Annotated in this window: 23 protein-coding genes; 9 read left to right on the top strand and 14 right to left on the bottom strand. The window is 39.5% G+C overall.

The annotated features are described in order from the left end of the window. Positions 1-43 precede the first annotated feature (43 nt). The 3 genes from ftsE to rpoH all read left to right on the top strand — a co-directional run bounded on the left by ftsE (position 44) and on the right by rpoH (position 2,882). Positions 44-721, top strand: a complete 678-nt coding sequence (ftsE, locus tag CXF76_RS06255) for a cell division ATP-binding protein FtsE (protein WP_007582842.1) — start codon at positions 44-46, stop codon at positions 719-721. Further along, the gene (ftsX, locus tag CXF76_RS06250) at positions 718-1,704 is read left to right on the top strand and encodes a permease-like cell division protein FtsX (protein ID WP_007582840.1); all 987 of its coding nucleotides are present in this window, start codon (positions 718-720) and stop codon (positions 1,702-1,704) included. Before ftsE ends, ftsX begins: the two co-directional genes overlap by 4 nt. Before the next feature lie 314 nt (positions 1,705-2,018). Beyond that, positions 2,019-2,882 carry an RNA polymerase sigma factor RpoH gene (gene rpoH / locus CXF76_RS06245; RefSeq protein ID WP_007582838.1) on the top strand — a complete coding sequence of 288 codons (864 nt, stop codon included), beginning with the start codon at positions 2,019-2,021 and terminating at the stop codon, positions 2,880-2,882. A gap of 182 nt (positions 2,883-3,064) precedes the next feature. On the opposite strand, the gene CXF76_RS06240 is transcribed toward rpoH, so the two are convergent. Genes CXF76_RS06240 through gpmM form a run of 4 tightly spaced genes read right to left on the bottom strand, consistent with a single transcriptional unit; the run spans position 3,065 to position 7,863 of the window. Further along, positions 3,065-3,826 (bottom strand): divergent polysaccharide deacetylase family protein, encoded by a 762-nt coding sequence (locus tag CXF76_RS06240; protein WP_101163301.1) that lies wholly within the window; start codon positions 3,824-3,826, stop codon positions 3,065-3,067. A 49-nt stretch (positions 3,827-3,875) separates the two neighbouring features. Then, positions 3,876-5,141: a S41 family peptidase gene (locus tag CXF76_RS06235; protein ID WP_101163290.1), complete on the bottom strand. Its 1,266-nt coding sequence runs from the start codon at positions 5,139-5,141 to the stop codon at positions 3,876-3,878. A gap of 34 nt (positions 5,142-5,175) precedes the next feature. Continuing rightward, positions 5,176-6,315, bottom strand: a complete 1,140-nt coding sequence (locus CXF76_RS06230) for a murein hydrolase activator EnvC family protein (RefSeq protein ID WP_024606965.1) — start codon at positions 6,313-6,315, stop codon at positions 5,176-5,178. A 3-nt stretch (positions 6,316-6,318) separates the two neighbouring features. After that, a complete protein-coding gene (gpmM, locus tag CXF76_RS06225) occupies positions 6,319-7,863 on the bottom strand; it encodes a 2,3-bisphosphoglycerate-independent phosphoglycerate mutase (protein ID WP_101163289.1) in 1,545 nt (514 codons plus the stop codon). Between the two features lie 603 nt (positions 7,864-8,466). On the opposite strand from gpmM, the gene CXF76_RS06220 reads away from it, so the two are divergent. From CXF76_RS06220 to gpsA, 4 genes are read left to right on the top strand one after another with little or no spacing between them, the layout of a single operon-like run. Next, entirely contained in the window at positions 8,467-8,898 is a 432-nt protein-coding gene (locus tag CXF76_RS06220; RefSeq protein ID WP_002957784.1) for a rhodanese-like domain-containing protein, read from the top strand. Positions 8,899-8,929: 31 nt separating this feature from the next. Next, positions 8,930-9,187: a glutaredoxin 3 gene (grxC, locus tag CXF76_RS06215; protein WP_002957783.1), complete on the top strand. Its 258-nt coding sequence runs from the start codon at positions 8,930-8,932 to the stop codon at positions 9,185-9,187. A gap of 34 nt (positions 9,188-9,221) precedes the next feature. Then, positions 9,222-9,707 (top strand): protein-export chaperone SecB, encoded by a 486-nt coding sequence (gene secB, locus CXF76_RS06210; protein WP_010553360.1) that lies wholly within the window; start codon positions 9,222-9,224, stop codon positions 9,705-9,707. 3 nt (positions 9,708-9,710) lie between these two features. Continuing rightward, entirely contained in the window at positions 9,711-10,718 is a 1,008-nt protein-coding gene (gpsA, locus tag CXF76_RS06205; RefSeq protein WP_007582822.1) for an NAD(P)H-dependent glycerol-3-phosphate dehydrogenase, read from the top strand. Positions 10,719-10,787: 69 nt separating this feature from the next. Here the strand turns inward: gpsA and trmL are convergent, their stop codons facing one another. Continuing rightward, positions 10,788-11,252: a tRNA (uridine(34)/cytosine(34)/5-carboxymethylaminomethyluridine(34)-2'-O)-methyltransferase TrmL gene (gene trmL, locus CXF76_RS06200; RefSeq protein ID WP_007582820.1), complete on the bottom strand. Its 465-nt coding sequence runs from the start codon at positions 11,250-11,252 to the stop codon at positions 10,788-10,790. Between the two features lie 161 nt (positions 11,253-11,413). On the opposite strand from trmL, the gene CXF76_RS06195 reads away from it, so the two are divergent. Further along, positions 11,414-12,280: a cation diffusion facilitator family transporter gene (locus CXF76_RS06195; protein ID WP_101163300.1), complete on the top strand. Its 867-nt coding sequence runs from the start codon at positions 11,414-11,416 to the stop codon at positions 12,278-12,280. Here the strand turns inward: CXF76_RS06195 and CXF76_RS06190 are convergent. From CXF76_RS06190 to CXF76_RS06180, 3 genes are read right to left on the bottom strand one after another with little or no spacing between them, the layout of a single operon-like run. Next, a complete protein-coding gene (locus CXF76_RS06190) occupies positions 12,240-13,187 on the bottom strand; it encodes an alpha/beta fold hydrolase (protein WP_101163288.1) in 948 nt (315 codons plus the stop codon). The two genes, CXF76_RS06195 and CXF76_RS06190, sit on opposite strands and share 41 nt — an antisense overlap. Before the next feature lie 3 nt (positions 13,188-13,190). Further along, positions 13,191-14,606 (bottom strand): ATP-binding protein, encoded by a 1,416-nt coding sequence (locus CXF76_RS06185; RefSeq protein WP_101163287.1) that lies wholly within the window; start codon positions 14,604-14,606, stop codon positions 13,191-13,193. Then, positions 14,584-15,273: a response regulator gene (locus tag CXF76_RS06180; protein WP_101163286.1), complete on the bottom strand. Its 690-nt coding sequence runs from the start codon at positions 15,271-15,273 to the stop codon at positions 14,584-14,586. The genes CXF76_RS06185 and CXF76_RS06180 overlap by 23 nt, the downstream gene beginning before the upstream one ends. 170 nt (positions 15,274-15,443) lie before the next feature. Here CXF76_RS06180 and CXF76_RS06175 point away from each other — a divergent pair, with 170 nt between their 5' ends. Beyond that, positions 15,444-15,932 (top strand): periplasmic heavy metal sensor, encoded by a 489-nt coding sequence (locus CXF76_RS06175; protein ID WP_101163285.1) that lies wholly within the window; start codon positions 15,444-15,446, stop codon positions 15,930-15,932. A 71-nt stretch (positions 15,933-16,003) separates the two neighbouring features. Here CXF76_RS06175 and yacG read toward each other — a convergent pair whose 3' ends face one another. The 6 genes from yacG to CXF76_RS06145 all read right to left on the bottom strand — a co-directional run bounded on the left by yacG (position 16,004) and on the right by CXF76_RS06145 (position 21,957). Then, positions 16,004-16,234 (bottom strand): DNA gyrase inhibitor YacG, encoded by a 231-nt coding sequence (gene yacG, locus CXF76_RS06170; RefSeq protein ID WP_007586146.1) that lies wholly within the window; start codon positions 16,232-16,234, stop codon positions 16,004-16,006. A 114-nt stretch (positions 16,235-16,348) separates the two neighbouring features. Continuing rightward, complete coding sequence (pilB, locus tag CXF76_RS06165) at positions 16,349-18,025, bottom strand: type IV-A pilus assembly ATPase PilB (protein WP_101163284.1); 1,677 nt, start codon at positions 18,023-18,025, stop codon at positions 16,349-16,351. A 126-nt stretch (positions 18,026-18,151) separates the two neighbouring features. Beyond that, the gene (gene coaE, locus CXF76_RS06160; RefSeq protein WP_101163283.1) at positions 18,152-18,793 is read right to left on the bottom strand and encodes a dephospho-CoA kinase; all 642 of its coding nucleotides are present in this window, start codon (positions 18,791-18,793) and stop codon (positions 18,152-18,154) included. 1 nt (position 18,794) lies between these two features. Further along, positions 18,795-19,688 (bottom strand): prepilin peptidase, encoded by an 894-nt coding sequence (locus CXF76_RS06155; RefSeq protein WP_101163282.1) that lies wholly within the window; start codon positions 19,686-19,688, stop codon positions 18,795-18,797. 121 nt (positions 19,689-19,809) lie between these two features. Beyond that, positions 19,810-21,039, bottom strand: coding sequence for a type II secretion system F family protein (locus tag CXF76_RS06150; RefSeq protein WP_101163281.1), 1,230 nt, complete (start codon positions 21,037-21,039; stop codon positions 19,810-19,812). Positions 21,040-21,126: 87 nt separating this feature from the next. Next, positions 21,127-21,957 (bottom strand): O-antigen ligase family protein, encoded by an 831-nt coding sequence (locus tag CXF76_RS06145; RefSeq protein WP_232785104.1) that lies wholly within the window; start codon positions 21,955-21,957, stop codon positions 21,127-21,129. Between the last annotated feature and the right edge of the window lie 94 nt (positions 21,958-22,051).

Genomic DNA, 22,051 nt, shown 5'->3' with positions numbered 1-22,051 from the left:
ACCAATTTTATTAGTAAGCTAATTGAATTGGCATAATAAAAAGATGATAAATTTTCAGCAAGTAAGTAAGACTTATCCTGGAGGGCACCGCGCCCTCGAAAAAGTTAATTTTCATGTTAAACCGGGTGAACTTGCCTTTTTAACCGGCCACAGTGGTGCGGGTAAAAGTACGTTGCTTAAGTTAATTAGCTTAATGGAACGTCCATCGGCAGGCAGTGTATTTATCAACGGTGTTGATTTAAATAAAGTAAACTCGCGTCAAATTCCTTATGCTCGCCGTGATATAGGTATTATTTTTCAAAACCACCGTTTACTAGAGCGCTATACTATTTTTGATAACGTGGCACTGCCTCTTATTATTGAGGGTACTCACCATAAGCAAATAGCTAAACGTGTTCATGGTGCGCTTGATAAAGTAGGCCTGATAGACAAAATAAAATGTCATCCGTCTATGCTCTCTGGAGGCGAGCAGCAACGTGTTGGTATTGCCAGAGCAATCGTAAATTCCCCGCCAATTCTGTTAGCCGATGAGCCTACAGGTAACCTAGACCCTGAGCTTTCAATGGAAATCCTAAAGCTGTTTGAGGACTTTAATAAACACGGCACCACTGTTCTTATAGCGACGCATGACTTAGGTTTGGTTGCACGTATGAAGTACCGCAGTCTAACCTTAAAAGATGGCCGCATGCTTCAAGATCCGCTCGCTGAGGGAGCACTATGAGTTTACTTTTTAAAAGTCGTCAAAATAGTAACGACAAGCAAAAAAAATCAGTATTAGCTGGCGGTTATTTTTTCATTATTAATATTTTTCGCCAAGGTGTTCATAGCTTAGGTGAAATGTGGCGTACGCCGCTTGCATCTATGATGACTATTGCTGTACTTGGTTTGAGCCTAACGTTACCTGCAACACTTTATCTCGTTGTTAAAAACGTACAGCAAGTAAGTAGTGGTTTTGAAGAAGCGAGTGAAATATCGTTGTTTGTAAAAGAAAGTATGAACGAGCAAGAAACGCAAACATTAGTAAAGCGTTTAGCACTTTATCCAGAAGTGGAAAGCGTTGAATTTATATCAAAGCAAAAAGCACTAACAGAATTTAAAGACGTATCTGGCTTTGGGCAAGCTTTAGAGTACTTAGATAAAAACCCATTACCTGATGTGGTACTTGTTACTCCTACAAAACGTCACAGACACCCAAATGCGGCTAAAGTACTGCTAACTAAATTAGAAAGTGAACGTGAAGTTGATTTTGGTAAGCTCGATATAGCGTGGCTAGAGCGTTTAAATGCATTACTAGATTTACTGAAAGAAAGTGTAATAACCATCGCATTATTACTGCTTACCTCAGTGACGCTTATTATTGGTAACACCATCCGTTTGTCGATCATGGATAAAAAAGAAGAAATACAAGTAATGAAGCTAGTCGGCGCAACTAACACCTTTATACATGCCCCATTTTTGTGGACCGGTATTTGGTATGGTGTAATAGGTGGTTTATTTGCCTTTATATGCGTAGGACTAATGATGTGGTGGCTTTCAAGCGCTGTGAGCAGTGTAGCGGGGGTGTATCAAACAAGCTTCTCGTTAATTGGATTATCGCTTAATGAGCTCGGCTTTTTAGTGTTACTTGCAACAAGCTTAGGATTTGTAGGCTCGTACCTTTCTGTAAATCGATATATTAAAGAAATAGAACCCGATAAAGTATAAACAATCCTGCAAACTATAAGTGAACCAACCCAGCTTGATATGCGTATCGTACCGAACTGGGTTGTACCTCCTGTTATTAAAACTGTCATATTTATGTACTATCCTCCCATGAAGTAATGAGTTGTAAATAAGGTGATGCAGCGAGGTTAACCTGCTGCAGCCCCTCAATTCATCACTTATTCAGTCGCTTGTAGTAGACTAAACACATACTAAAAACTGCTTGATTTATACTTTAAAAAAGTTTTAAATTGGGGTTAGCACTCTTAAAGAAAGAGTGCTAAGATAGTTTCAAATGTTTATCACCGAGGTGAAAAATGAGTAAAGATTTATACGCAATGGCACTTACAGTCGGACAACAAAGCGCAAGCATGGACGGTTACCTTCAAGCGGTAAGCACTATTCCTATGCTTAAAGTTGAACAAGAGCAAGAACTTGCTAAAAAGCTTCAGGAAGAAGGCGATCTTAGTGCTGCCAAGCAACTCATTATGTCGCATTTACGCTTTGTAGCACATATTGCTAAAGGCTACTCGGGATACGGCTTACCACAAGCTGACCTTATTCAAGAAGGTAATATAGGCCTGATGAAAGCGGTTAAACGTTTTGACCCTACAGTGGGTGTACGTTTAGTATCGTTTGCAGTGCATTGGATTAAAGCCGAAATTCATGAGTTTGTGCTTAAAAATTGGCGCATAGTTAAAGTTGCAACCACTAAAGCGCAACGTAAATTGTTTTTTAATCTCCGTAAAAACAAAAAGCGTTTAGGTTGGTTTAATCAAGCTGAGGTTAGCACCGTTGCTAGCGAGCTAGGTGTGAGTGAAAAAGAAGTACGTGAAATGGAATCGCGCATGAGCGGCCAAGACATGGGCTTTGACCTAACGGGCGACGATAACGACGACGCACCAACAAGCACGTACTCTCCAGTACAATATTTAACAGATGGCGCAGCTGATTTAGCTGACGACGTTGAACAAGAGCAGTGGAAAGAGCAAGCGCATACTCGTTTATTTAGCGCACTTAAAACACTAGACGAACGTTCACAAGATATTGTTAGCGCACGTTGGTTGTCGGATGATAAAGCGACTCTTCAAGAGCTTGCACAAAAGTACAGTGTATCTGCTGAACGTGTTCGCCAGCTTGAAAAAACAGCGATGAAAAAATTACAAAGCGCTATGAGCTAAACACAGTTCAAGCTGCAAAATTTAAAAAGCCCTGCATGAAAATGCGGGGCTTTTTGCTTTCGCGTCAGTTGGTTTGAGAGAAGCGAAACCCAACGATAAAATATCCTATCAAGTAATACCGATACTCTGCATTATTGAATAGTTAGTTTATCATTCGGATATAGCTTTATTTAAAGCTTATATCACCTAGCACTAATCTCTTTTCCCTCAGCTTGCGCTAACTGAATGTATTTACGCTCAACCAGCTGTGAAACCGGCACAAGCTCAAAACCTTGCTTAGTTAGCTCGGGTAAGGCACGGCGTAAAAACTCGATGGTTTCTGGGTAGGGATGAGCAATTGCAATAGCGGAATTATGAGTGATGGCTAGTTGTTTTAATTCTTCCAGCCTTAGCTGGAGTTGTTCTGGTGTAGTTATATTGTCTAAGAACACTTGGCGACTAATATTGGCAACACCTAAAAAGTTAGCAGCACTTTGTGCTTGGCTTAAATCGGTTGTGCGGCTATCTAAAAAATATAAATGGCGCTTTTTAAGTACTTCCATTGTCCACTTCATAGCTTGGCTTTTTTGCGTAAGCGCTGAGCCCATGTGGTTATTAACGCCTTTAACTTGCGGTAAACTAGCGAGAGCTGTTCCAAGAGTTTGCTGAAGCTGCTCTTTATTCATATTTAAAGTAAGCGCGCCAGGTCCGAGTTCTTTACCGTTAAGTGCCTGCATAGGTACATGAAGTAATAACTCTTTGTTTGATTGACTAGCAAGCGTTGCAAAAATTTGCGAATAAGGAGTATGGGGCAAAATTGAATACGACAATTGCCCTGGTAAGGAAAGGAACTCTAAGTCCCGTTGATGATAGCCTATATCGTCTATCACTATTGCTATTTGTTTAGCGCTAATTGTTGCTGAGCTAAAACAAATAGCTAATATTAGCCATTTTATTATTTTCACGTTTATAGTTTTTATTATCTTTTTAGCTTTGTTTAACAGCTTATACAAGCTATTGCATGCTGAGTAATTGTTTTGCTTTAACTAACTGTAAGTCGGCTAAGTTACCAGTAAGTAATTGCGTGTTACTGTTAGTGTGTTCATTTTTTATTATAACGGCTTTATTACTTTGTGAAAGGTTTGTTTGATTAACCGCCACATCTGGAGTTATTCCTATTCCATCAATCGACTTACCTAGCGGCGTAAAGTATTTAGCTGTGGTGAGCTTTAATGCAGTGTTGCCGTCACCTAGCGGAATGAGCGATTGTACAGAACCCTTCCCAAAAGACTGACTGCCAACAACGGTTGCTCGTTTATTATCTTTAAGTGCTGCTGCAAGTATTTCGGCTGCAGAGGCTGAATTTTCATTTATAAGCACAACAATGGGGGCATTTTTTAGAATGTCTCCACGCTTTGCATAAAATGCCTGGTTGGCATCGTAAAAACGTCCTTTAGTCGTCACTATAGTACCACTTTGTAAAAATAGGTCTGATACCGCTACTGCGCTTTGTAATGTACCCCCTGGGTTATCACGTAAATCAATTACTAAGCCTTTAAGTGGGTAACCAAAGTGGCTTTGCAGGGCAGCAACTTGCAGAGCAACCTCATGTAATGTGTGGTTAGAAAAATTATTGATAGCTATATAACCAGTACCAAAATCTAGAAGTTCACTTGTTACGCTTTCGAGGTTTATTTGGCGGCGTGCTACATGAAACGTGAGTGGGTTTTTATTGTTATCACGATTTATAATTAGGTCTATATTTGAAAATTTACTGTCTCTTATTAGTGTTGCTACTTCATCGATTGTAAGGTTTTGGGCTGCTTGGTTGTTTACACTTACAATAATATCACCTTGCAAAATACCCGCTGCTTTTGCGGGGGAGTTATTAACCACATTAACAATAGTCATATTCTCGTCGATATTTTTAACCTCAATACCAATACCGGTGTAACGTCCATTTGTGTTATCAAATAATGAGGTTAGTTCGTGCTCATTTAAGTACTTAGAGTAAGAGTCGAGCTTTGAATATAAACGCTCAAACTGTTGGCTATTATATTTAATGTGGTGGCTATTTTGTAAGGTGAGATCTTCAACGTAGTAGGCATGGATGTTAAAGAGTATTTCGTCTATTTGTTGTCTTTTAAGATCTTTAATCGAGCTTGCTAGTACGTTACTAGAAAAAGCGATTAAGGTTAGTAATACAAGTAAATACAGACTTATATAAAAGCCTGTATTTTTTTGAACAATGGTAATTACTGCAGTTTTTTTAGTTGTCATCAGCTGCTCCAGAGCGGTGCAGCGATTTATTTAATTAAATGCGTTTGCACCATTTTACAGGATTTACTGCGCGTCCTTTGTGGCGTATTTCAAAGTATAGACCAGAACTAGCTTGTCCGCCGCTTTGGCCAACTAAAGCAAGGGTTTCGCCTTCGCGTACCATGTCGCCTACATCTCTTAGCAGTGTTTGGGCATGACCATATAGGCTCATAAAACCTTCACCATGGTCTACAACAATTACCCAACCATAGCCCTTTAGCCAATCGGCAAATACAACTTGGCCGTTATGTACGCTATTAATATTAGTGCCTTCTTTTGCACCAATTAATACGCCTTTCCAATCAATACCACCATGTTTACGTTGGCCGAATGTGTGCTCTAACTTGCCTTTGCTCGGCCAGTCTAATTTGCCTTTGTTTTTATTTAGGCCCAGTAATTCAATTTTCTGTGTTTTTTCTTTTTCGAGTTCTTCAATTGTTGCTACTAAAGTTTGTTGGTTTTCTTTTAAATAGTTTATTGAACTTTTGGTGCTGTTGAGCTGAGCTTGTAAATTTTTAAGATTAGCTTGGCGTTCACTTTGTGCATTAAGCAATGCAGTTTGACGTCTTTTTTGCTCATCAAATAAAAGCGCTAGTTTTTCTTGTGTTTTAACAAGCTCTTCTTGGTTTTGTACTATTTGCTGTTGAAGGTCTTTTAGATCTTCAATTTGTTCAATACGGGCTTTATTTAAGTAGTTGTAATAACTAAGTGTGCGCTCAAATTTTGCAGTGTCTTCTTGATTTAACAGCATTTTAGAGTAGTCGTCGCCACCGGCCATATAGGCGCTTTTAAGTTGCGCGGCTAAAATTTTCTGAAATTGAGTGTGCTTTTTATCGAGCTCATCGGCTTTATTTTGTAGCTCTTTTTGCTGTGTTTTAGTTTCTTTTACTGATTGTTCTGCCATGTTAAGTGCTTTAGCATTTTTAGCTATATCGAGTTCATGGCTTTTTAGGTTTTTTTGTAGCGACGCTATTTTTTTTCTTTGGGCGTTATACTCAGCTTGGCTTTGCTCAAGTGCATTTTGAACTTCTGATAAGTCTTTTTTAGTACGATCCTCATTAGCAACTGCAGATGCAGTCACTAATGAAGTTAGTATTAAACCGCACTTAATTAACCGGTTAATACGTCTATTCATGTGTCATTTCAACATCATGATAGGCGTACCAGTCATTTCGCTTGGTTGCTCCATGCCCATTAAGTGAAGCATTGTAGGGGCTACATCGCTTAATGCCTTACCTTGCATAGGCTCTGCATCGCGACCAACATAAATAAAATGTACCGGTTCACTAGTATGGGCAGTATGCGCTTGGCCTGTTTTAAGATCAGCCATTTGCTCAGCATTACCATGATCGGCTGTTATTAGTGCTTCACCACCAAACTCTTCAAGTGCATCAACAACACGTCCGATACAGCTATCTACAGCTTCACAAGCTTTAACAGCGGCTTCAAATACGCCTGAGTGACCAACCATATCGCCGTTAGGGTAGTTACAAATAATAGCATCGTATTTACCGCTTTTAATTGCTGCTACTAGCTTGTCGGTTAGCATTTCTGAGTTCATTTCAGGTTGTAAGTCGTAGGTTGCAACTTGCGGCGAAGGAATTAGCTCGCGTGTTTCGCCTTCAAATTCACTTTCGCGTCCGCCACTAAAGAAAAACGTAACGTGTGCGTATTTTTCGGTTTCTGAAATGCGAAGCTGTGTTTTGTTATTTTTTTCAAACCACTCACCAAGTACGTTTACTAACGGTGTTGAACCAAAGGCAATAGGTGCATCTATATCGGCTGCATACTCTGTCATCATTACAAATGCACTAAGCTCTGGCGTTCTTTTTCTTGCGAATCCATCAAAATCAGGCTCAACAAAAGCGCGAGTAATTTCGCGGGCTCTATCTGCTCTAAAGTTGGCAAAAATTAGCGTGTCGCCATCGTTTATTGAAGCAGGAGCGGCGCCTGTTGGTGTAATGGTTGTAGCGGCCACAAATTCGTCGTTTTCGTCGCGCTCGTACGCTGCATTAAGTGCCTCTACGCCGTTATCAAAATTAAAGTCACCTTCAGCTAATGCAATTACGTTGTAAGCTTTTTCTACGCGGTTCCAACGGTTGTCTCTGTCCATTGCGTAGTAGCGGCCAATAAGTGACGCCAAACGACCGCATTTAAGTTCGCTAAATAACGCTTCAATACGTTCGATTGACGCTTTAGCACTACGTGGAGGTGTATCGCGGCCATCTAAAAAGCCATGAAAGTAAACTTCTTTAGCGCCACGTTTTGCAGCAAGTTTTATGCTAGCAACTATGTGGTCTTCATGGCTATGCACACCACCTGGGCTTAAAAGACCCATTATGTGGACTGCTTTTCCTGCACTTATCGCTTTATCTATGTTTTCAACTAAGGCTGGGGTTGAATCAAATTCGCCATCGTTAATTGCTTTAGTGATACGGGTAAAATCTTGATAAACAATGCGACCAGCACCTAAGTTCACATGGCCAACTTCTGAGTTACCCATTTGACCATCAGGAAGACCAACATCTAAACCCGAAGCTGATATTAATGTGTGTGGCCGTGTGGCCCATAAATTGTCTAATACCGGTGTGTTAGCTGCAAGAATAGCATTACTTTGCGTATCTTCGCGGTATCCCCAACCGTCTAAAATCATTAATACCAGTGGTTTTTTATGCTCTGTCATAATAGCTCCTGAAAATTAGTATCTGTTGATGGATACTGTGCACCTAAAAGGTTTATTAGCGTGGTTTTAGCATACCGTGTTTTTAAGCTAGGATCAGCATTGAAAACAAGATATTAAATTTTTTCACTTATACCTCATTGACTAACCTGAACTCTGCTTGAGATAGATTTATTATCCAGAGTTCTTGTTAACTATATATGGGGGGCTTTATCGTTTTTTAAACGTCTCTAAGTGCTCCTAAACTCGCATTTTAGGTTGGTTTGGGTATACTTGCGTGGCTAAAGTACAAAATCCTTAAAATATTAGGGCGTGTTGCACTTTGGTGGTTGAATTTGCAGCAGTATGTTTGGTTTTTAGGCAAGGCAGAGCCTATGAAGTGTGGTTACTCCCCATAAATAGGCGATAACGTAGTATAAATACCAAACATACGCTGCCCGTTGGGTTCTTTCTAGGGACTATTACCTCTTTGTTGCTCGGTTTTTACTTAGCCCACTAGGTTACAAATCTCGCGCCGCGATTTAATCGCCCCTAGATTGAACAAATTTCAATCCACAAAGGCCAACACGCCCTAGGTTTAAAACATAATTTCATAGTGGAAGTAGAATGGATCAATATATTGAATTTATTACAAATCATCCCATTTTAAGCCTTGCTTGGGTTGGTATTGTTTTCCTTATTGTTAGTGGCTGGATAAAGAGTAAGCTTTCAGCTGTTCGTCAAATAAATCCTCAGCAGCTTACGTTACTTATTAACCGTGATGACGGTCAAGTAATCGATATACGTGCGCAAAAAGAGTTTAATGCAGGGCGTATTTCTGGTGCTGAGCACTTAAGCCCAGAGAATGCGAAAAAATCTGACTTTTCAAGCCTTGAAAAGTACAAGACTAAACCCATTATAGTTGTATGTACTACAGGTATGACTGCCCAAGGTACTGCAGCCGCTATGAGTAAAGCTGGTTTTGAACGAGTTTACTTATTAGCAGGTGGCATGGGTGCGTGGCAATCTGCCAGCTTACCAACTACAACAGGTCGCTAATCAGTTTAGCTAGGCCGATAGAGGATTTATTATGAGTAATGTTGTTTTATACACCAAGGCGTATTGTCCATTTTGTCAGCGTGCTCTTTCGCTTTTAAACAGCAAAGGCGTTGAATACACAAATTATGATATTGGTGTACAGCCTGAGCTACGCGATGAAATGATTGCCAAAGCAGGTGGTGCAAGCACAGTACCGCAAATTTTTATTAATGATGAACATATCGGTGGCTGCGACGACATGATGGCTATTGAAGCGCAAGGTAAACTTGACGCTAAGCTAAACGCTTAATTTAATTATAATAACGAACAAGTTAGGAATAACAATGAACGAAGAAAATCAAAACGTAGCAGCTGCAGAAGCCGGCGCACAATTTACTATTCAACGTATTTACACTAAAGATGTATCGTTTGAAACGCCAAACTCTCCGGCCATTTTTCAAAAAGAATGGACGCCAGAAGTTAAGCTAGACCTAGATACACGCTCTAACAAACTAGACGAAGGTGTATTTGAAGTTGTTTTAGCGCTAACTGTAACCGCTTCTCTTGGTGAAGAAACTGCGTTCTTATGTGAAATTCAACAAGCAGGTATTTTCACCATTGCTGAAGTTGAAGAAGTGCAACTTGCGCACATGCTAGGTGCATTTTGTCCTAACGTGTTGTTCCCATATGCACGTGAAGCTGTTTCAAACCTTGTTAACCGTGGTACTTTCCCACAGCTTAACCTTGCGCCAGTTAATTTTGATGCGTTATTTGCACAATACATGCAACAACGTACTGCGCAAGCTGACCAGGCTTCAGCAGACGCATAACTTATGAGTACAGCAACTACAGCTGTTACTGTATTAGGGGCGGGGTCTTACGGCACCGCCCTTGCTATTTGTTTAGCCCGAAATGGTCACCACGTGACACTTTGGGGAAGAAATAGCGACGACGTTGCCACGCTTGCAGCTGAGCGGAAAAATCAACGTTACTTACCTGATGCTCCTTTTCCAGATACACTTACTCTTGAAGCTAACTTACAACATGCCGTTGCTAGCAGCGCTATTGTACTTGTTGTTGTGCCAAGCCATGCTTTTGGCGACACACTTGCGCAGATTAAACCTGCATTGCAAGACGGTGCTAAAGTAGCGTGGGCAACTAAAGGACTTGAGCCTAATACTGGACGTTTGTTACAAGAAGTGGCTTTGCAAGAATTAGGTGATGATATTCCACTTGCGGTACTGTCGGGTCCTACGTTTGCAAAAGAAATGGCGATGGGCTCACCTACAGCTATTTCAGTGTCTTCTACGTCGCCTGAATTTGCTCAGCAGCTTGCTGATTTACTTCATTGTGGTCGCTCATTCCGTGTGTATAACAATGATGATTTTATTGGTATACAGCTCGGTGGTGCGGTTAAGAATGTAATTGCCATTGGGGCCGGTATTTCGGACGGTGTTGGTTTTGGCGCTAATGCGCGTACCGCGCTTATAACCAGAGGCCTTGCAGAGCTTACTCGTTTAGGTTGCGCTCTTGGTGCTAAGCCAGAAACCTTTATGGGAATGGCAGGCCTTGGCGATTTAATACTAACGTGTACAGATAACCAATCACGTAATCGTCGATTTGGTTTAGCGTTAGGTAAAGGCGAAAGCGTCGATGCTGCTATTGAGTCAATTGGTCAAGTAGTGGAAGGCTTTAGAAATACTAAAGAAGTGTATTTATTAGCGCAGCGTAGCGGTGTAGAAATGCCGATTACCGAGCAAATTTATAAAGTGCTTTATGAAAATAAAGATATGAAAGAAGCTGCAATGGCGCTATTAGGCCGAGAGCAACGTTCTGAATAATTTTATAAGCGTTTATAAAACTAAAAAACCGACGTTATGTCGGTTTTTTGTTGTTTAGCTCAAAGCTATTTACTGCGCGTTAGGAAAACCCAACTGGCGCCACGACTCGTAAACAAACACAGCTACTGCGTTTGACAAGTTCATGCTGCGGCTATTGGCTTGCATAGGAATACGTACACGCTGCTCTTTTGGCAGTGCTTGGATCATATCGTCAGGCAAGCCGCGAGTCTCTGGGCCAAATACCAAGCAGTCACCCGCTTCGTAACTTGCTTCATGGTGAAACTGACTACCTTTGGTTGTACATGCATATATTTTTTTTGGTTTACATTTTTCAAGGTAATCTTCAAATGAGGCATGGCGTTGAACATGACTAAATTCATGATAATCAAGTCCTGCACGTTTCACGCGCTTATCGTCCCACTCAAAACCTAACGGCTCAATTAAATGTAATGCATAGCCGGTATTGGCACATAGGCGAATAATATTACCAGTGTTAGGCGGTATTTCAGGTTGGTATAAAACAATATCCAGCATAATGAGCCTTATAAAATAATCTGTAGTTTGACGAAGGGCAGTATACACGAAACCTTTTAAAAAAATGATATACTCACACTATTGAGTACTCCTAATTATCGGATTAAAACGTGCATAACCGTAGCTACGAATTTTGGGTTAAAACTTCAAGCATTGTTACCATGGTAATGGTTAGTTTAATGATTGGCGCAAAAACATGGGCATGGCTGGCTTCTGGCTCTGCCTCAATGCTTGGCTCGTTAACTGATTCGTTAATGGATATTACTGCCACCGCCATGAGTTTTTTAGTGTTAGGTTACGCACTGCGCCCAGCAGATGATGACCATAGGTTTGGGCACGGTAAAGCCGAAGCACTTGCTGGACTTGGGCAAGCCGCGTTTATTGCAGGCTCAGGTTGCCTACTTGCTTTTCATGGTATTGAGCGTTTATTTAATCCTATACAGTTAAGCCATTCTTTATTAGGTGTGTGGGTAAGTATTTTTGCTATTGCGTGTACGCTCGTCATTGTATTTGTGCAAAATAAAGTAGTTAAATACACCGATTCAATTGCTATAAAAGCCGACTCAGTACATTACAAAGGCGATTTAATATTAAATGCCGCTGTGCTATTAGCTATTTTGTTAGCTTATTATGGTGTGTTGTATGCCGATCCTGTTTTTGCGATAGGTGTAGCGGGTTACTTACTTTATAACAGCTGGGATATTGCTCGCGATAGTGCCGATCATTTAATGGATAAAGAACTGCCAGATGATGAAAAGCAAAGCATATTTGATATAGCCAGAGCCCATGCTGATGTACATGGTGTGCATGATATTCGTACTCGCCAAGGCGGAAAAGTTAAGTTTATCCAAATGCACTTAGAGCTTGATGATCATTTAAGTTTGATTCGCGCACATAATGTGGCTGATGAAGTAGAGGCAATGCTTAGCGAACGTTTTGAGTCTGAGGTAGATATACTGATCCACCTCGACCCTTTGTCGGTACTTGTTAAGCCGTCACCGACTCACAAAACTGATACAAGCTTTTAAGCAATGGCTGGCGTATTTCATCACGTTCAAAAAACAGCTCGTGTTTAGCGCCTTCAAAGCTTTTAAGTACAGTGTTTACGTGCCTGTTTGCTAATTTATATTGGGCATTGTTATCAACCACTTCGTCGTTTTGCGCACTGGCAATATAAAGTGGAATAGTCACGCTTAAGTTATCCACAGAAGTTATAAATTCAAACGTCGCATTTAGCCAGCCGTAAGTAACACCGCCGAGCTGTAGTAATGGCTCTTCTTGATATGTTTGCCTAAATAGCTCGTAACGCACTGGGCTGCTGGTTAATACATTTGTAGCAAACTCATCGGGTATGTAATCGGTTTGCCCTAGTGCGTAATTGTCTTTTTGACCCAAAAGGGTTGCAGTACTTGCTATTAATTTAGCTAAAGGTTTTGGTGTATTTTTTGTATAAATATCAAGCATAGGCGCTGATAAAAACGCCCCACTAAAATTATGTTCAAAATGCGCAAGATAATCAAATGCTATGGCGCCGCCCATTGAATGACTCACTAACACCTTTTTACCTTGCCAATGAGTATCCACTATTTGTGTATTAAATAAGTTTAGGTCTGCGCTGTAATCTTTAAATTGATTAACATGGCCTTTGTGCTTATTTAGTAGGTGGCGATAAGAGCGGCCTTGTCCTTGGTGATCGGCTATGAATATGGCAAAATTATTGTTATACAGCTCCCATAACAACTCTTTATATTTATCTAACCCTTCAAGGCGCCCAGAGCTTATTACAATGGCATTTTTGGCTTTATTTGGTATGGCATAAGCATAAAATAATTGCCCGTTAGGCGTATCTAAATAAGCTTTAATTAGCGTGTTTTTATAAAAGTTATTAATTGTTATTTGATTACTTTTAAGCTCACGCTCACTACTATAAAACATGCTTTACTCTTTTATTAATGGCAAGGTTATATTAGCACACAAGCCACCTAGTTCTTTATTTGATAATACTAAACTGCCGCCATGCGCAGTAATAGCATTTTTAGCAATCGCCAGACCTAACCCCGTGCCACCACTTACGCGATCCCGCGCATCTGATTGCCTAAAAAAGGGCTCGCAAAGCTTACTCAGTTGGTCATCTGGCACACCAGAGCCATCATCACATATTTCTATATAAATGGCATCAGCATGCTTTAGAGTAATGCTAATCGTATTATTTGCGTATTTAATGGCGTTGCGAAGTAGGTTTTCAAGCGCACTGGCAATAAGGCCTTCGTCGCAATTAATATTGATGTCTACAACGCCCACTATATTTAGCTGCTTATTATTTTGTTTTGCTTCAAACTGCGCATCGTTAATAACGTGATCTACAATTATTTGTAATGATTGTTTTTGCAGTGAAAGCGCTTGGCTTTTTGCTTCTAAGCGAGAAACTTGCAGCACGTCGGCAATCATCTTATCGAGTTGGTTAGCTTCTTTTTCTATGCGTAATAAATACGATTGGCTAGCGTCGTTAGCTTGCATTTGTGCAAGCCCGGTTGCCATTTTTAAACGTGTAAGAGGCGATCGTAATTCATGTGATATGTCGGCTAATAAGCGTTTTTGTGAGCTGATTAAAAGCTCTAACTGATTAGCCATGCTGTTAAAATCTCGCCCTAGTATTCCTAGCTCATCTTTTCGGTTTACAGAAATGTCGGCTCTTGCGCTTAGGTTACCCGCTGATAGTTTAATTGCCGCTTTTTTAAGGCTATTTATAGGGGCTATTAAGTTCCGGCTAAATACAAAGCTTAAAATAAGAGAGGCAACAATTGCGATGACTATTTTCATCCAATTAGGCATAAGCTTAAAGCGCATTATTAGCGGTGGTTGATGGTTAATATCTATTTCATAAAGATAAAAACTTCCTTCAGGCACGTTTATATTAACAGGGCCGAAGGCTTGATATTTTTCAGTGAAAATAATTTGCGGTGACATATTTTGAGTGAAATTTAATAAACTTAAATCGATGCTCTCTGGCACCTCTTTACTACTAAGAGAGTCCTCGCTTTGAGCTGCGCTTAAGTATAAAAGTTTACGCTTTGATAGGCGAGGGTGTACTAATACTTCACTTAGGCTGCGCTTATGTTTAATGGCAGTACGCTCAATACTTTTGGCGGTATATATTAGGTTTTTTTTCATTGGGCCATAAAGTGGCTCGTTAGATACCGCATTAATAGCGGTTATATTACTTAAAAATATAAGCGCTGCTACGGTGCCAATTATAGTTAACCAAAACCAAATAAATACTTTAAAAAACAGGTAGTGCCCAGGGTGTTTTAACCAAGCAAAGTAAGTACTTTTATTCGCCTTGGATAAAGACATAACCCGTACCTCGCATTGTTTTAATTCGCTCACCTGAAATATGCTCAGCTATTTTTTTACGGATATTACTTACATGCATATCGATAGAGCGATCAAAAGAAGCTAAACGCCTGCCTAGTACTTCTTCGCTAATTTGCTCTTTACTAACCACTTCGCCTGCATTTTTACACAATAGCGTGAGTATTTCGTACTCTGTACCAGTAAGAGTCAGTGTAGAGCCGTCGATTGAGGCCTCTCGCGCAGCAAGGTTAACAGTAATACCATTAACGAGTAACTTACTCGTTGTAGCTGCATTTAAGCTATTAATGTGCTCAATACGGCGTGTTATCGCTTTTACGCGGGCTAGTAATTCACGATGATTAAAAGGCTTTGGTATGTAATCATCAGCGCCTAGCTCTAGGCCAAAAATACGGTCAAAGTCTTCACCTTTTGCAGTAAGCATTATTACCGGTGTGAGTTTTGTTTGCCTAAGTTGTTTAAGTACTTCAAAACCATCAAGCGTTGGTAACATTACATCTAGCAATATAAGGGCGTAGTCATTTGCTTGTGCTAGTTTAAGGCCTTGCTCACCGTCGTGTACGCTTTGTATTTCAAACCCTTGGGCAGTTAAATACTCACTTAATAGCTCGCAAAGGCCAGTGTCGTCATCAATCATTAATAGTTTCATTTACAAACCCTTAGAGTTGTTTATAGCGTTATTTTACCCGCTAAATAGTGCAAAGGTGAATCTTTACACAACCTTTACACTGCTTTGCGTTACTTTGCATTGAGTTAGGTATAGTTAACTCACTGGCTTAGCAGCCACAACACAACCAACCCAATATTAAGGTAATAATTATGACTAAATTAAACACACTTTCAAAATTAGTACTTATCTGTGGCTTAGCAACAGCAACGCTTGGTGCTGGTAGCGTATTAGCTAAAGGCGACGGACATAAACAAGGCCATTCTCAAGCTCGCTTTTTACTTTCTGAGCGCGGCGTTGAAAAGTTAAGCTTAACAGATGAGCAGCAAACTAAGCTAAAAGCTATTTTTGAAGCGCAAAAAACACAAATTAAAGCGTTGCGTGGCGACGATAAAGAAGCCCGTAAAGCGATGCGTGAAGCGCATAAAGCTAAAATGGATGCATTACTTTCGGCGGCAACATTTGACGAAAATGCAGCAAAAGAGCTATTAAATGAACGCCGCGAAAAAGGTGAGCAATTTGGTTTAATTAAACTAAAAACGCAACACCAAGTAATGCAAGTACTTAACGCTGAGCAAAAAGAGAAATTTGCTAAAATGCAAAAGCGTATGAATAAAAAGCACAGTAAACAAAAAAGTTAATTATACTTTTTGTAAATACTAAAAAACCAGCTTAATGCTGGTTTTCGTATTTAGGGCATAATGAAGATAAATTACTTAAAAAAGTCATCTTCATTTTTAGCCAGCATAGCTTCAATATCTTCAATCATGTCTTGGCTAAACTCTTCAGCCGAGGTGATTGGTGCAGAAATTCTGTTATTTTCAAACGACCATTCACCTAAGTCAATTAGCTGACAGCGCTTTGAGCAAAAAGGGCGAAATGGGCTTTGCTCTGACCATTCAACTTTAGTTTTACAGGTTGGGCAGTTTACAATAGTAGGCATAATTTACTCTTTACAATCTTTTTCTGCATTTTACATTACTTAGATATGAGTCTCTAGGTATAAGTAAGGCTCTGAATTTAGTATTCAGAACCTTGTAGCTTTTACTATGGATCTTTAAAAATTAGTTACGCGATTAATTTCACCAAGGGATGTAAGGCCATCGGCTGCTTTGCGTAAACCTGATAAACGTAAATTATTAAATCCGGCTTTAAGTGAAACGTCAGCTATTTCAAGCGAGTTACCACCGCGCATAATAATTTGGGCAATTTCAGGGGTAATTTGCATTACTTCGTAAATACCCACTCGGCCTTTATAACCATCGGTACAGCTATCACACCCTTTAGGCGTATATAACGTCATTTCTTCAATTTGCTTGGCGCTAAATCCTTGGCGAGCCAGTTCTTCAGTCGGAAGTTGTTCTGGCGTTTTACATTTAGGGCATAAACGACGAGCTAAACGCTGGGCTATTATTAAGCTGATCGAACTTGCTACGTTATAAGCCGGCACACCCATATTTAATAAACGGGTGATTGTTTCTGGTGCTGAGTTTGTATGCAATGTTGATAAAACCAAGTGACCTGTTTGCGCCGCTTTTATTGATATTTCTGCGGTTTCTAGGTCACGTATTTCACCTACCATAACTACATCAGGATCTTGACGTAAAAATGCACGCAGTGCATTGGCAAAAGTCATATCGGCTTTAATGTTAATTTGTACTTGGTTTACACCTTCAAGGTTAATCTCAACCGGATCCTCCGCAGTACTAATATTTCGCTCTGGCTGGTTTAATATATTTAAACCTGTGTATAGCGATACTGTTTTACCAGAACCCGTTGGCCCGGTTACAAGTATCATCCCTTGAGGCTGGGCAAGTGCATCCATATAGAGTTTTTTCTGCTCAGGCTCATAACCTAATACATCAATGCCTAACATAGCGCTTGATGAATCAAGGATACGCATTACTATTTTTTCGCCCCACAAGGTAGGCATGGTACTTACACGAAAGTCGATACTTTTGCGTTCAGTAATTTTTAGTTTTATACGACCATCTTGTGGTTTGCGTTTTTCGGCAATATCGAGTCTCGACATAACCTTAATACGCGCAGACAGCTTGGTTGCTAATGTATTGGGTGGGCTTGCAACTTCATGCAAAATGCCATCAATACGAAAGCGAATACGGTACTTGTGCTCATACGGTTCAAAGTGTAAATCAGAGGCGCCTTTTTTAATGGCATCCATTAAAATTTTGTTGATGTAAACGATGATAGGCGCATCATCTTTATCGTCATCTTGTGGAGCTGTATCTCTTTGGCTTTCTGAATCTAAGTCAGCAAATTCTTGAAACTCGTCATCAGTTAGATTTAAGCTGCCAGTGGCATCTAGCAACTGCTCAATTTTGTTATCGAGTTGAATATAATCAACAACAACAATTTCGCATGAGAGACCGGTACTAAACTCAAAGTTTTCGAATGCGCCGTAATCTGTTGGGTCTGATGCTGCTATATAAACTTTTCGATCTTTTTGAACAAGCGGCAAAATGTGATGTTTACGTATGAGTTTTTCTTTTACAAGATCGGCCGGGATTCTAGTAGGATCAAAGTCTTTTAAATCAAAATAAGGTACGCGAAACAAATCAATACATTGTTCAGCTAAATCTTTACTATCGATTTTTCCACATTTAGAAATAAGCTCAGCTGTTGAGGCAAATTCATTTTGTTTGTTTTTAACCGTGTCGGCATCAATGCGGCCAAGGGTTATAAATTTTCTCAATAACGGTGAGTTAATATTCATTGCGCACCTGTTTTATTCCTTCAATAGTAAGCAATTTATCAGAAAAAAGAAGGTGATTACATCACCTTTCATTCTTTGTTGTGATTTTACTAACTAAAATACGAGTTTGTGTGAGTTAGGACAGTGTTAATGTGAGTTAGTTTTGTTGTGTAATGCATATTGTAGGTACTTTTTATGAAGATCAACAAGTTCTATATGCACTAGGTTTAAACTTCGGTCATTATTTAAAATATCATCCGCTTTTTGCTGTTTATCGGCGCGTGACATTTGCGAGGCAATAATACTTTTAACTTGCTCACTACTTGTGTTGTCACGTTTTGCCGTACGCGCTATTTGTACTGAGGTTGGTACGTCAATAAGTAGGGTATGGTCGCAATATTTATCAAGGTTGTTTTCAAATAATAAAGGCGCTACTAAAACAACATAAGGGCTAGTTGCATTATTTAAATCGTTTAGTATTTTTATCCGTATAAGAGGGTGCAGTAACGCATTAAGCCATTCTTTATCATTGTTGTTAGTAAATATTTTTTCGCGAAGCTCTGCTCTATTTAATGTGCCATCAGGCAATAAAATATGTTCACCAAAGTGGGCTGTAATCGCTTTTAGCCCTTTGCTATTTGGGAGTACTACTTCACGCGCAATTATATCGGCATCAACTATTGTAATACCAAGCTTTTCAAACATGTTACTGACGGCCGTTTTACCACAGCCAATACCGCCTGTTAAACCTAATACCCAGCTGTTTACTTTAGTAATTTGCTCACTCATTTTAATAACCAATTAAATTAAAATAAGTGCCTTGAATTTGATTGCCCCAAAGCATTGTGATCCAGCCAGCTATCGCTAGATAAGGCCCAAAAGGGATAGGGGTCGCTTTGTCTTTACCTTGTATGCTCAACAGCGCAATACCTATAATGGCACCTACCACGCTCGAAAGCAGAATAATAGTAAGCAATGACTGCCAGCCAAGTAACGCCCCAAATACAGCAAGCAACTTAAAATCACCATAACCCATGCCTTCTTTACCGGTTAATAACTTAAATAGCCAAAACACGCTCCATAGACTTAAATAACCACAAGCAGCACCAATAATGGCATCAGTAGGCGTAATTGTGTAACCCATTACAGAGGCAATAAGTGCAAGCCATAACAGCGGAAGTGTAAGTTGATCTGGCAGCAGCATATGGTCAATATCAATAAAGGTCAGTGCTACTAAAATCCACGTTACAAAAATATATAATAAAGCTTGCTCGGTCGCACCAAAGCTATAGGCAACAATTAAACTTAATAGGGCAGTAATTAGCTCTACAGCAGGATAACGGGCCGAAATAGGGTTACTGCAACTTGCGCATTTACCTTTGAGTGCTAACCAACTAATAATAGGAATATTCTGCCAAGGCTTAATGGCAGTTTTACATTTAGGGCAGGTAGAGTTGGGTTTTACTAAGTTAAAAGGCTCATTGATATTGGCTTGTTTAGATTTATTAGCTGTAAGTTCATCTTCTAGCAGTAGTCTGCATTCGCTTTGCCACTCACATTGCATCATCAACGGTAAGCGATAAATAACTACATTTAAAAAGCTACCAATACATAAACTAATTAAGCCAACGGTGGTTAAATAAAACCATAGTTGGTTTTGCATTACTTCTATAATACTTTGCATTTATTTACCTAAAACTAAAAATTCTTTTTTAATCATACCAATTAAGAGGACGCGATATAAAATCGCTGCTACATGTGCGGCTCTTTAAAATCGCAAGGTTGCTTATATTTTTCCAAAGGGATTAAATCACAGAGCCCAATTGGAAAATAGGTAAGTACATCGCAACAATCAAGCCACCAACAAGTACACCTAGTACAGCCATAATAAGTGGCTCAAGTAGGCTTGAAAGGCCATCTACTGCATCATCAACTTCTTGTTCATATATAGTAGCAACTTTCGCAAGCATGCCATCTAATGAGCCTGACTCCTCACCAATCGCGACCATTTGTATTACCATATCAGGGAATATTTTTGAGTTACGCATTGCCCAGTTCATCTGATTACCAGAGCTTACTTCTACTTTAATATCTAAAATGGCATAACGGTAAACGGCATTACCTGAAGCGCCTGCGGCTGAATCAAGTGCATCAACCAGCGGCACACCTGCAGCAAAAGTGGTCGAAAGAGTTCGTGCATAGCGAGCAACTGCTGCTTTATTTAAAATCATGCCTATGACCGGAAGTTTAAGTATAGCTCGGTCGGTTGCATCTCTTAGTTTTAAGCTTCTTAATTTAGCTTCTTTAAACGCGTATCCAAAAGCAAGCATCCCAATAAGAATCATCCACCAATATGCTTGCATAAAGTTAGATATACCAATTACGAATAATGTAAAAGCGGGAAGTTCAGCGCCAAAGCCTGCAAAAATATCTTGAAACTGGGGTACTACAAATATTAATAATATTGAGGTAACAATACCTGCAATAACTAATACCGAAATAGGGTAGAACATTGCCTTTTTAATTTTTGACTTTAATGCTTCGGACTTTTCTTTATAAATAGCGACACGATCAAATATTCTATCAAGCGCACCTGATTGTTCGCCCGATGCAACTAAATCGCAATATAAATCATCAAAGTAGCGGGGGTGTTTTCTAAGCGCTGTAGATAATGGCTGGCCCGCTTTTACTTCATCGGCTATAGTCTCCATTAGTTTCCTGATGCTTTTATTAGTCGAACCAGTGCCAATCATTTCTATAGACTGTATTAATGGTACGCCGGCTAATAACATTGTTGCAATTTGGCGAGTAACTAGTGCGATATCCTTTGGCGTTATTTTTTGAACACTTTGAATACCGAACAACGGTTTTGCTTTACGCTTCACTTTTGAGGGAGTGATACCTTGCTTGCGAAGCTGAGCCTTTACTAATGCAATACTATTGCCTGTAAGCTCACCTTCAAGTTTCTTCCCTCGTGCACTTACACCGACCCACTGAAAGGTATCGAGGCCTTTATCTTGTTGTTTTTTTGCCATTAAGAGTACCCAGCTGAATTTGGTTTAAAACTTCATTATTATAAGCATAACTTAAACTAATGATTCTTGGTAGAAAAGTTGAGCGCTTTAAAATCGTTGCCCAACGGACCAAAATCTAGGCCCGTAAATGTAGCCCTTATCAGGGTCAATATTATTATAAATACTTATCGCTTTTTGTAAGTAAAGGTACCATGCAAAAACAAATAAAATGGTTACTAAAGCTTTTAAGTATTTATTTATGGAAATACTTTGGATACTTTTTTTATTGATTCTACCAAGTAGCAACCCCCACATTATAAATAAGAGTGTTTGCGATACTGGCATTACATGCACGCCAGAAAATAGTGAGTATGTAATACCTATAGCAAAAGAGTAAAAGAGGCTTTCAGTAATGATATCTTTTTTATAACATTTCAAATGTGTTATGGCTTTTTTAAAGGTTGTACAAACAGCAGTTAAAATACATATAAGAGCTATAAGGCCCCACTCATTTAAAATTTCAATTAATGAATTATGAGGGTGACTGTAAGGAGCTGAACTTCCAAGTGACATTTCAAACACTCCAGGACCATTGCCGATAAATAAATGCTTTAAAGATAGGTTTGAAAGAGTATTAAACCATAAATCAATACGGCCTGAGGAGGATGTACGTAGTATTTCAGCACCTCCCTTATTTAACGAATCCAGAGCGTAAAAAGCAATGCAACTTAAAACAAAGCAGGTTAACCCGATAAAAACTTGTTTTTTTAATGTAGTTTTTAAAGCAAGAGCAAAAATAGAGAAAGCTAAAAAAGAGAGTAAAGCCCCACGAGCTTGCCCAATAAATATAAGTAATAAGTTTAAAAACAAAATAATAAATACAACACGCTGAATGCTTTTAAACTTTAGGAGTAGCACCAAAAAGGGAAGAATAAACACCTGTACTTGGTTAAAAAAGCGAATGTTAATAAAACCTGAGTAGATTATGTAGGGGTTTAAGGGTTGTTGTTCAGATAGCGTAAAAATTATATTA

Origin of the sequence: Pseudoalteromonas sp. 78C3 (genome assembly GCF_002836695.1) — a bacterium.
Classification (GTDB): Bacteria; Pseudomonadota; Gammaproteobacteria; order Enterobacterales; family Alteromonadaceae; genus Pseudoalteromonas; species Pseudoalteromonas arctica.
The sequence above is the reverse complement of the archived record's forward strand: the minus strand, read 5'-3'. Positions and strand labels throughout refer to the sequence as shown.